We start from the raw sequence: 11,625 nt of genomic DNA on the forward strand, positions 1-11,625 counted from the left end.
TAATCCGAACCAAACTTTGCGATGAATTCAAATTCATTACAGAAACGGTTTTGCTGCAGAGAGCTTTCATAAAGTTATTAATCACGAAACAAAATTCCTTATTGGGTAACTTTGCGTGAAACCCTTTTTTATTCAGATTTAAGAGATTTAACCGGGTTAATGAGTGCCGCCTTAATTCCCTGAAACATAATTGTAAGCACCGCAATGAAGAGGGATAAGCCAGCCGCAACCGCAAAAATCCACCAGGAAATATCGATTCGGTATGCAAAATCACTAAGCCATTTTTGCATAAAATAATAGGTAAGAGGACTTGCAATCAAAATTGCGATTACAATGAGTAATATAAAATCCTTTGACAAAAGTCCAACAATACTAACCACCGAAGCACCCAGTACTTTCCTGATCCCAATTTCCTTATTCCGGTTTTCAACCGTAAATGTAGCCAACCCGAAAAGTCCAAGGCAGGCGATAAAAATAGCCCAGACGGATGCTGTTGTGAATATTTGGCTATACTGTTGTTCGGAAACGTATTGTTTATTGAAGTTTTCATCAACAAAGAAATAATCGAACGGATTATCGGTGAAGTATCCTTTATAAATCTTTTCCAACCTGGCGATTTTATCCTGCATATCATCCGCCGTCAAACTGATGGTAATATACTGGCTGCTATTCTGAGGGTAAAAAATAATTGGATCAATCGCTTTTTGCAAGCCCGTGTGATGATAATCTTTTACGACACCAATGATTTCAAGATAGCGTTCATCCCATTTAATTTTGGTTTTCAAAGCATCCTCCGCCGATTCAAATCCAAGCTGCCGAATGGCTGTTTCATTCATAATCACCTTTGAATTTTTATTCCATTCTATGTTGGTTTCTTCGGGCGTAAAATTCCTTCCAGCTTTCAGTTTCAGATCATATACATTCAGATAGCGGTCGCCAATAATTGTGAATGCGTATGAAGCCAATTCATCCCCGGCTTTGGATCCCGGCTGCGTAAACCCGGATGTGTTAAAATTGTAAAAACTACCTGGCACACTTCCTGAAAGCGCATAATCTTTTACAAAACTCTGCGCGCTGATTTCATTCCAAAAGGCAGCTTTGCGGATTTTGTAGGTGCTGTCTTTTCCAATTTCCGGTCCGCGGATCACGAGCAGCTGACTGGTTTTCACACCCAGATTTTCATTCTGCATAAATTTAAGCTGACTGTAAATCACAATCGTGACCAGCATCAGAGCAATAGAAATACTAAACTGAGAAACGACAAGCGATTTCCTTAAAAAGGCACCTTGTGAAGTTTTTGTCAGTTTTCCTTTCAGGATTTTCACCGGATTGAAATTGGATAAAGCATAAGCGGTGTAAACTCCCGATGCCAGCATTCCGATCAGAAAAACTCCCAAACCTATCATCCAGACCGGAGAATTCCCCAAGACTTCAAGTGAAAGATTTTTCCCAATCAATTGATTGAAAAAGGGTTGAAGTATATAAACAAGTAGGATAGCAACGGTGAAGCTCAAAAAATTCACCAGAGCAGATTCACCCAAAAATTGACCGATCAGATTCCACGGCGTGGCTCCTATTACCTTTCTCACGCCCACTTCACTGGCACGTTTCAGCGAATTTGCTGTGGATAAATTGATGTAATTAAACCAGGCGATCAGTAAAATCAAAAACGCAATCGCGCCAAGCGTGTAGACATACTTGACATTTCCTGAGGTTTGATAGGTATCGCTCAGGCTTGCTGCCAAATGAATATTGGCCGCTGGCTGTAAACGAAATTGAATCCCATCCTTATCTGTCTGATTTTCTTCTCTGTATCTGGAAAGTTTTTGTTCCAGCGTTTTGTAATTTGCTCCTTTATCCAACAACAAAAAAGTATTAATATACTGATTGTCATCGTTATTCAAATTCGCCCAGTCATTTCCATTCAGATTTGCGGCATTTTCCAGCGTTTTCAATGAAAATACCATATCCAGATTAATATCCGAATTTTGAGGCGATTCATAAACACCTTCAACGGAATAGGATAAAGTACCAAACTGGTTGGAAAGTGTCAGTACTTTCCCGATCGGATCTGTTTTGCCAAAATATTTATCAGCAATTTTATCCGTAATAAATACGGTTTTAGGTTGATTCAGTGACGCTTTATTCCCTTTTAAAACCGGGAAACTGAAAAAATCGAAGAAATTCCCATCTGCATAACCAATATTATTTTCACGGAAAGATTCGGCTTTATTACCTTCTGTTTTAACAATACCTTTGGCGATATCATCCGCAAAACGGCAATAGTCCTTAATCTCACTAAAATTCTGTTTTGCTCTTGTTGCCCAGGCAGGTTCCACTTCCGCCCAGGTTTTTCCCTTATTATCCAGATTGATGAGCCGATACATTTCCGGCAGATTCTTATGGAATTGATTTACACTTTTTTCAAAACTCACATATTCAAGGATCAACAGAAAAGCAGCGATACCCATGGCCAGCCCTGCGATGTTAATCGTGCTGTAAACCTTATTCCGGATCAGATTCCGGAAAGCAATTTTTAAATAATTCCTGATCATGATTAGTATAGGTTAGAAAAAAGTGAAATTCCCTGAACGACATTTCTTTTAAATTTTTCAGTTATTCCGATTTGAGCGATTTTACTGGATTGGTCATCGCAGCTTTAATTGCCTGCGAACTTACTGTAAGTAAAGCAATTACAATCGCCAAAACACCAGCAATGATAAACATCCACCACTCCATTTTGATGCTGTAAGCAAAATCCTGAAGCCATTTCCCCATGACATACCAGGTAAGCGGTGTGGCGATCAAAATTGAAATGAGAACGAGTTTGATAAAATCGCCGGAAAGTAAAGCAACGATACTTGGAATGGATGCGCCCAAAACTTTTCTCACACCAATTTCCTTTGTTCTTTGCTGTGCTGCAAAAGCTGCGAGTCCAAATAAACCCAGACAGGAAATTAAAATTGATATAACCGTAAAAGTGTTGATGATGCGTGAGGTACGTGCATCTGCCGAATAATTGCTTTGGAAATCGTCATTCAGAAAAGTGTAGGAGAACGGCTCTTCCGGAATCAGCGATTTCCATTTTGTTTCCAGAAAAGGCAAAACTGTGCTCAAATCCTTCGTGTTAACATGGGCGATCACGTAGTTAAAATCGGTATCATTATTGAGGAAAAATGCGTAGGGCTCGATGACTTTGTGTAAATCTTCAAAATGAAAATCTTTCACCACCCCGACGATTTCCAAGGATCCGATTTCCTTTTCATCCATATTAAAATTGAGTTTTTGCCCCACGGCTTTGTCTAGCGGGATTCTGAATTTCCGTAAAGTTGCTTCGTTAACCACTATTTTATTATTGGTATCAGCCGGATATTCAGCTGAAAACATTCTTCCGGCAGCAAGTTTAAAATCCATCGTTTTCATAAAATCGGCTGCAACGCCGTTTGTTTTTACCAAAACGTCGGAGTTTACACTTTGTCCGGGAAGAAAAACCGACATATCACTCGGATTGATAATACCCGGATAATAAGAAGTGCCAGAAGCCGCCGAAACCTGATTATCTTGAAGAATTTCATTTCTGAGCGCGTTATATGCTTTCTTCGCTTCCTGACTTCGTAAAGGAATTACAATCTGCTGTTCCTTTTTAAATCCAAGCGGCTGTTCCTGCATGAATTTAATTTGTCCCTGGATGACCATTGTGGCCACAACAAGCCCGATTGAAATTACAAACTGGAAAACAACCAATCCTCTTCTAAGCGTTGTTGCAGAAACTGAATTTACAAATTTCCCTTTGATCACATCCAAAGGATTAAATACCGATAAGTAAAATGCCGGATAACTGCCCGCCAATAATCCCGTTATTATTGCCAGACCGATGAATGCAAGAGCAACTTCTGGTTTGAATAATTCGGAAATACTTAAATTTTTATCCGCCAGTTGATTAAAAACCGGAAGAAAAACAATCACTGAAATAACCGCAACGATCAGAGCCAGGAAAGTGAGTACCATTGACTCGCCCAGAAACTGACCGATCAAACCACTTTTTCCGGCACCCATTACTTTACGGATTCCAACTTCGGCAGCCCGCCTGGCGGAACGCGCCGTAGCCAGGTTCATGAAATTGATGCATGCAATCAATAACGTAAAAAGTGCGATGGAAGCAAGTACATAAAGATATGTGGTGCTCGTGGTCGACGTAACAATTCTGTCAATTTTGTTGAAAAGGTGAATATCTTTTACGGGTAAAAGGAATAACTTTTTATCAAAACCAGCCAGTCTCAAATCCTTTCGCGCATATTTTTCGATGAAAGAAGGCAGTTTATTACTGAATTTTTCTGCGCTTGTTCCGGGTTTTAATCGCAGATAGGTGTAGAACATATTATTGTTCGTGAAATCCAGATTGGGCTGTCTCAGATAGTCTCCTACCCAACCCGAATTGATTGACATAAAATAACGCGCATCAATATGCGATCTGGCACTTTCATCACGGAAGACACCGGTCACTTTATAATCTTCATTATTTCCAGATCTTCCACCAATGCGTATCGTTTGATTTAGAGCTGATTCCTTACCAAAAAATTTATGAGCAACATCTTCCGACAATACCACCGAATGCGGATCGTTCATGGACGTTCTGGCATCGCCTTCAACAAACTGATAGGTAAAAACATCGAAAAACGTAGAATCCACACTGATTCCTTTTGTTTCATAAAATGATTTTTCAGGTCTTCCGGGTTGGGTTACTTTTAGTAATGTTTTTGCTTCCAGGAAATTCCACCAAAGTCTTGTAACCTGCTCCACTTCCGGGAATTCTGCTTTTACAGCTTGCGCATAAGGTGCCGGAGCTCTGGGATTATCCATTTTATCGCCATTAGACTGGACATTTTCACTTCTCAACAAATACAGATCATTTGCATGTTCCTGATGTTTATCGAACGACATTTCGCTCATAATGTATAGCAAAAGAAGCATGCAGCACGTCATCCCAACGGATAAACCGAATACATTGATGGAAGAGAAGAGCTTACTGGAAAGTAAATTCCGCCAGGCGATTTTGAGATAATTTTTAAGCATTTTGTTGAAGGTTTTCTGGCTAATGATTTGAGATTAGTATCTTATTCTTACTTTTCATTACCCGTCCGACGGCGAAAAAGCCGTCGGACGGGAGTTCTGGCTTCGTCGTAAGATTTTTTGCGCTGTCGGACGGATACTAAAAAGAATGTTACTGACTTTTCAGAGTTTTTGCAGGATCAATTAAGGCTGCTTTTATGGCTTGGTAACTTACAGTCAACACGGCTATGGTGGCGGCCAAAATACCGGCAAAAACATAAATATCCCAGGTAATGTCAATTTTGTATTTATAATCCTGCAACCATTTTTGCATAATATACCAGGCAATTGGTGACGCAATGACAGCCGAAATAAGTACCAGAATCAGGAAATTCCTGGTTAGCAAGCCAAGAATACTTTGAACGGATGCGCCTAATACTTTCCGTATTCCAATTTCTTTTCTGCGTTGTTCTACCATGAAAGCTGAAAGGGCAAATAAACCCAGTGAGGCGACGATGATTGCTAAAATTGCAAAGCTGCTAAAAATCTGTCCCAAGCGGTTTACGTCATCATACATTCTGGAAAAATTCTGGTCCATAAATGTGTAACGGATCGGCTGATTTGGAGCTAATGAATTCCAAACTTTGGATATTGATTGAATCGCTCCTTTTGTATCCGAAGTTCCTATTTTAATGGAAACCATAGAAGGACTTGAACCCAGAGCCATACAAAGCGGATCGATATCATCTTTCATGGATTCGAAATGAAAATCTTCGACAACACCGATCACTTCAAGTTTGTTACCATTGTTTGTTTCGTTAGTAATATATTGACCAACAGGATTTTTCAAACCAAGTTCTTTTGCCAGTTTTTGATTGATGATAACTGCTTTGTCATCCGTCTTCCGATCTTTTGAAAAATTCCTTCCCTGTACAATCTTCATTCCCAGGGTTTCTATATAATCATAATCCGTCACCCAGAACTGTCCGCTAACAGAAGACATTTTCTTCGTTTTCCCGTCAAGCCAAAATGGATTTCCATTACGTTTTGTTTCCTTAATTGGCAGATAATCACTTACCGTAGCGCTTTTAACTTGCGGCAGATTTTTGACTTCGTCTTTAAAAACAGCGACCTTGTCTCCCAGCGTATTGGTACCATGTACAAGCAAGACCTGATTCCTGTTGTATCCGACTTTTGCATTCAGGATAAAATTAACCTGACGGTAAATCACAAAGGTGCCGATAATCAAAATGATGGAGGTTGTGAATTGAAAAACAACAAGTATGCTTCTCAAATCCGCACCTTTTTTCCCTTTTACCAATTGTCCTTTTAAAACATTGATCGGCTTAAAACCGGATAGGTAAAACGCAGGATATAAGCCAGCCAAAATTCCGATAGCAAATGAACTAAGAATTAATACCGGTAATGGCCACCACTCAGTAAATGGAAAAACCAGAGATTTCGATGAAAGTGTATTGAAAAAAGGAAGAAGAATATAGGCCAAAACAAAACCAAGCGAAATCGATACAAAACTTATTACAAGAGATTCCGTCAGAAACTGACTGATCAGACCATTGCGATCCGAGCCTACTGTTTTTCTCAACCCTACTTCCATCGCCCTGTTGGCCGATTTTGCGGTGGAAAGGTTTACAAAATTGATACATGCAAGCAAAAGTATAAATCCTGCAATACCGCCAAAAAGCCATATAAAACGCATATCGCCATGGTTCAAACCATCCAGAATTTTACCGTTTCTTAAATAGATTTCTGAAACAGGCTGTAATTGATACTTCTTATCTGCTTCAATTTGTCCCGCATTGATTTTTTGTCCGCTTGCAATGAGCTGGGGCATGTAATATTTTTTGGTAATCGCAGAAAGTTTCGATTCAAACTTATGCTGATCCGTTCCTTCTTTCAGCCTTAAATACGTTTGATAATTGGTAGCGAGCCAATTGGTTTGTTCCCCTTCGTAAAATACGACGCCAGCCATCGTCATCAGAAAATCAAAACCAACGTGAAAGTTCTTTGGAAAATCGGCAATAACGCCGGTGATTTTTCTTGGTTTTTTGACATCGTCATTAATGAACATAATTTTACCAATAGCGCTTTCGCCCGGGAAAAACTTATCCGCTTTTGACTTTGTAATGACCATAGTATTTGGCTCATCCAAAGCATGTTCCTGATCACCTTCCAGCATTTTCAAGCCCCAGATATCAATCAGATCCTGATCCATATATACAAAACGTTCTTCGTAAACATTTTGCAATTTATCCGACCTTCTTATCTGGTTTGGCCCCGCTCCAAAGAGCTCACTACTTAAAAATCTTCCTGCTTTTTCAACTTCCGGGTAATCTTCCTTGATTACTTTGGCAACGGCTGCCTGCTGGTACGTATAAGGAATTATTTCACCCTGGTATTTTTCTACCGTTACAAGTCTGTATGTCCGGTTTTGAAACGGAATATCCTCGTCATAACGAAGCTCGTCTTTTATGAATAAAGCAATCAAAAGACAGGCCGCGATACCGATAGCAAAACCACCTATTTTGACAAAAGAATACATCTTTTGATTGACGAGATGCCTCCACGCGAGTTTGAGATAATTTTGAAACATGGCTTTAATTGTTTTCCTGGCTTATAAATTTTGAGACTTTTCAATCTTTTTATTACCCGTCGGAGGGCAGAAAAAGCCGTCCGACGGGCTACGATTTATTCTGATTTTAACGATTTTACGGGATTCACCAGTGCCGCTTTTATTGATTCGTATCCGGCCGTAATACCAGCTACAACGAAAGTGATCGTAACGGCCAGAATCATAATTTCAGCACCAATTGGAATTCTGTACTCATAATCTTGCAGCCAGCCATGCATTACATACCAGCCAAGAGGCGCGGCGATAAGGAAAGCCACACCTATGAGCAGTGAAATTTCTTTACCAAACAGACCAATAATATTGATAATACTGGCTCCTAAAACTTTGCGGACACCAATTTCTTTCGTTTTCTGAGAAGCCATAAATTTCACCAAACCGTACAAACCAAGACAACCGATGAAAATCGCGATGAAAGAAAACACGCGGATCAGTTTCAGCATCATATTTTCGAGCGCATAACTTTTGGCAATATTGTCGTCCATAAATGATTGCTCGTACATGTAGTCAGGGAAGTATTCATTCCACAATTTTTCTACACTTTTCATTGTCTGGTGAAGATTCGTCGTATTCAGCTTCACAGCGCAACGGTAGTTGTAATCCTTGTAAGTGAAAATCGCGATGGGATTGATTCCGCTTTTGAACGACGTGTTATTCCAATTTTTCAGTACCCCATAAATCGGAGCTGTAACGCCCCATATTTTCAGGTTTTTACCTATCGCATCCGCAGGATTTTTCAATCCCAGACGCTCTACTGCTTTTTCGTTGATTAAAAAACCGCGAATGGTATCACTTTTAGGGATATTTTCACCGACAACAAATTGAAGACCAAAAGTTTTCACGTAATTGTTGTCTGCGTTTTTGGTATTCATGCTCCACAATTCTTCTTTTTGACGAGTATCAAATTGTACGTTACTGTTGTTGTTTGAATTCGTGGTAGGAAGAAAAAGACAAAAAGACGCATCCGAAATGCCTGGAATTTCTAATAATCTCTGTCTGAAAGTGCTCTGATTTACTTTATCCGGCGTTGGAATTTGCAGTTCTACAATCCCTTTTGTTTCGTAACCTACCGATTGCGATAACATAAAATCAACCTGATTATTGACTACCAACGTGCAAATAACCAGTAATTGAATCAGCACAAACTGAAATACAATAAGTCCGCGACGCAGGGAAATCCCTCCGATCTGACGGGTTGAAATATTTCCTTTCAATGCCAGTACAGGCCTGAATCCAGCCAGAATTCCACCCGGATAAGAACCAGCCAGAAGCACAACGCCCAGAAAAAGTGACGCTATAAAACTCCATAACAAACCATCGGCCCAATTAATATGCACCGGCCAGGTTCCCGGCTGATCCAGCCAGCTGTTAATATGCGGAACGACCAAAAATGCAAGTGCAAAACCAATAACCAGCGCAGCCAGTGTTATCAAAGCGGTTTCGGTCATAAACTGGATAAAAACCTGACTTCTTGTTCCGCCTACCGCCTTACGAACGCCAACTTCTTTGGAACGCCGTAATGCTTGTGCAGTGGCCATATTGATAAAATTAAAACAGGCCGTAACAATCAAAAATATCCCGATCACACTCATGATCCAGACCCATTTCATAGGCATTGCACCACCATATGTTTCAGAATGGTGCATGGTTGCATAGGGAATTAGCGGATGTCTGTAAAAGGCGAAATCTTTGCTATGATATTTCTTATTCAGTGCTGTCATTTGCTTTTCAACACCTTTTACATTTACGTTTTCCGGTAATAAAAGAAAACAAAACGTATTTGAATTGACGCCACTCCAATTGTCAAGTCCGCTTCCTCCGTAGTTGAATTTTGGGTTTGCACCGAGTGTTTGAAATGAAACAAAGAACTCATAGGGCAGGTCGGTATTCTCTGCGACATTGTCAATAATTCCAGTTACTTCCAGATTAATTTCATTTTCAAGCTTGATGCTTTTACCAATTGCATTTTCAGTGCCGAAATATTTCCGGGCCATTTTTTCGCTGATCACAATCGTATTAGGCTTGCTCAATGATCCTTTGGGAGTACCAATTTGCCAGTGTGCATCAAAAATGGAAAAGTATTCGGGCTGGACAAATGCCAGATTTGGACCTTCTTCCTTGAATTTCTTAACAGCTTTTCCACTGTTATCCAGCGTGGCCATGAAGGAATCATAATTTTCAAAACACATGCTGGATTTATATTGCGGAAATTCCGCTTCCATCGCCTTCCACATCGGCGCAGGAACGCCACGCGAATACCCGATGCCATCCGAATGAAACTCGGTTGTGATCTGGTAAATGTGATCAATATTGGTATGAGAATGATCAAACGAGGTCTGAAAACGAATAAACCAGAAGACAATCAGCGCGCAAGCCAAACCAATTGAAAGACCGGCAACATTTAGCAATGCATACAGACTGTTGCGCGTAAGGTTTCGCCAGGCGATTGTAATGTAATTTTTTGGCATGACCGACAGGATTAAGGAAAAGAAAATCCGGCAAAGCAGAATTTCATAGGTTGCATTATATATAACAGACAAGGTAAATCTTATGCCAAAATAATATCACACTGATAATCAGAATTTTAGATTGATTTAAAACAACAAAAGTGTCCGATTACGGACACTTTTGTTCAGGTGCGGACGCCTGTAAAAGACTGAGATTACGGTTATTTATTTTTTATTGATTGATAGAAACTGATCCGCCGTTTGCAGACAAATTAACAGGAATTCCACCACCGTTCATTTTACCAAGAACGCGATCTTTTTCCACCTGTCCGTCAAAGTTTTTCAAACTTACGGTCACTTTATTTCCTCTCAGATTTAAGTCCATTCCTTTATCCATTGGCATATTCACACGCAGACTTCCAGCCGACGTGGACAGATCTACAAGTTTACCTAGTTGTGTGATTTCTACTTCCATGCTTCCGCCGCTTGTATGTGCCTTAACACCACCCGAAACACCGGCCAAACGTACAGACCCACCAGAAGTTCCTGCATCAAGATTGCCCTTAATTCCGTCCCCTTTGATACTTCCACCGCTCGTTTGAGCGATAATATCACCGTCAAGGCTGTTTAGTGTAATACTACCACCAGAAGTGTGCAGATTAATTTTTCCGATTAATTCGCTGGCTTTAATACTTCCCCCACTTGTACTAAGTGTAATTTCCTTTTTACAGTTTTCAACTTCAATACTACCACCAGAAGTTTGTCCGTTGATTGCACCGTCAAGATCTGATACTCTCAAACTTCCTCCGCTTGTTCTGAAATTTTGTTCTCCCGTAAGAGAGGAAATCCGGATACTGCCACCGCTTGTGCGCAGATTCGTAGCCATGTTTCTTGGCGTATTAACTTTAAATGAAATGGAAACGCTGTTTTTGTCCCAGCCATTTTTGTTTTTACGAATCGCGGTTGCTTTCAATTGTCCCGCTTCTACACCGATAAAAATATCGAAGTCTTCCAGTCTGTCTTCAATTTCTTCCTTGCTAAGATTGGCTTTACCATTCCAGTTATTTGGACGAACATACATTTCAACTTTCACACCGCTAGCCTGGTCGCCGGCAACGGTGATAGAACCGCCGGAAGTTTCAACTTTAAGATTTGTCAGCGAAGCGCTTGTGAAATTTTTTGAGACGTAAGGCTTTTCGTCTGAATTCTGCGCATTGGCTGTAAGGGTGATAAACAGAACAAATGCGGCTAGTAGTAAATTATTTTTTTTCATGATCTAATAAGTTTTCTTGTCATTTGGAGTTAAGATGTATATTCTGAATTAGAGGTTGCATGGTGGCGTAAAGTTTTTTTAAGGTTTCACGCAAAGTTACCCAATAAGGAATTTTGTTTCGTGATTAATAACTTTATGAAAGCTCTCTGCAGCAAAACCGTTTCTGTAATGAATTTGAATTCATCGCAAAGTTTGGTTCGGATTACTTT

General features: G+C 40.1%; 5 protein-coding genes. All 5 read right to left on the reverse strand.

Annotation, left to right across the window (positions count from 1 at the left end):
- Positions 1–128 precede the first annotated feature (128 nt).
- The 5 genes from FZF08_RS31255 to FZF08_RS31275 all read right to left on the reverse strand — a co-directional run bounded on the left by FZF08_RS31255 (position 129) and on the right by FZF08_RS31275 (position 11,416).
- On the reverse strand, positions 129–2,555 hold the full coding sequence (locus FZF08_RS31255) for an ABC transporter permease (RefSeq protein ID WP_159478792.1): 2,427 nt from the start codon (positions 2,553–2,555) through the stop codon (positions 129–131).
- Between the two features lie 61 nt (positions 2,556–2,616).
- Positions 2,617–5,073 (reverse strand): ABC transporter permease, encoded by a 2,457-nt coding sequence (locus tag FZF08_RS31260; protein ID WP_159478795.1) that lies wholly within the window; start codon positions 5,071–5,073, stop codon positions 2,617–2,619.
- A gap of 148 nt (positions 5,074–5,221) precedes the next feature.
- Complete coding sequence (locus FZF08_RS31265; protein ID WP_159478798.1) at positions 5,222–7,660, reverse strand: ABC transporter permease; 2,439 nt, start codon at positions 7,658–7,660, stop codon at positions 5,222–5,224.
- A gap of 95 nt (positions 7,661–7,755) precedes the next feature.
- Positions 7,756–10,164, reverse strand: coding sequence for an ABC transporter permease (locus FZF08_RS31270; protein ID WP_159478801.1), 2,409 nt, complete (start codon positions 10,162–10,164; stop codon positions 7,756–7,758).
- A gap of 211 nt (positions 10,165–10,375) precedes the next feature.
- Positions 10,376–11,416, reverse strand: a complete 1,041-nt coding sequence (locus FZF08_RS31275; protein ID WP_159478804.1) for a hypothetical protein — start codon at positions 11,414–11,416, stop codon at positions 10,376–10,378.
- Positions 11,417–11,625: the final 209 nt, after the last annotated feature.

The organism is Dyadobacter sp. 3J3, assembly GCF_009801115.1.
In the GTDB taxonomy this organism is placed as follows: domain Bacteria; phylum Bacteroidota; class Bacteroidia; order Cytophagales; family Spirosomataceae; genus Dyadobacter.

Bases quoted from the DNA above. Each gene is read 5' to 3' on its own strand.
- FZF08_RS31255 (WP_159478792.1), bottom strand. From the start codon at position 2,555: ATGATCAGGAATTATTTAAAAATTGCTTTCCGGAATCTGATCCGGAAT.
- FZF08_RS31260 (WP_159478795.1), bottom strand. From the start codon at position 5,073: ATGCTTAAAAATTATCTCAAAATCGCCTGGCGGAATTTACTTTCCAGT.
- FZF08_RS31265 (WP_159478798.1), bottom strand. From the start codon at position 7,660: ATGTTTCAAAATTATCTCAAACTCGCGTGGAGGCATCTCGTCAATCAA.
- FZF08_RS31270 (WP_159478801.1), bottom strand. From the start codon at position 10,164: ATGCCAAAAAATTACATTACAATCGCCTGGCGAAACCTTACGCGCAAC.
- FZF08_RS31275 (WP_159478804.1), bottom strand. From the start codon at position 11,416: ATGAAAAAAAATAATTTACTACTAGCCGCATTTGTTCTGTTTATCACC.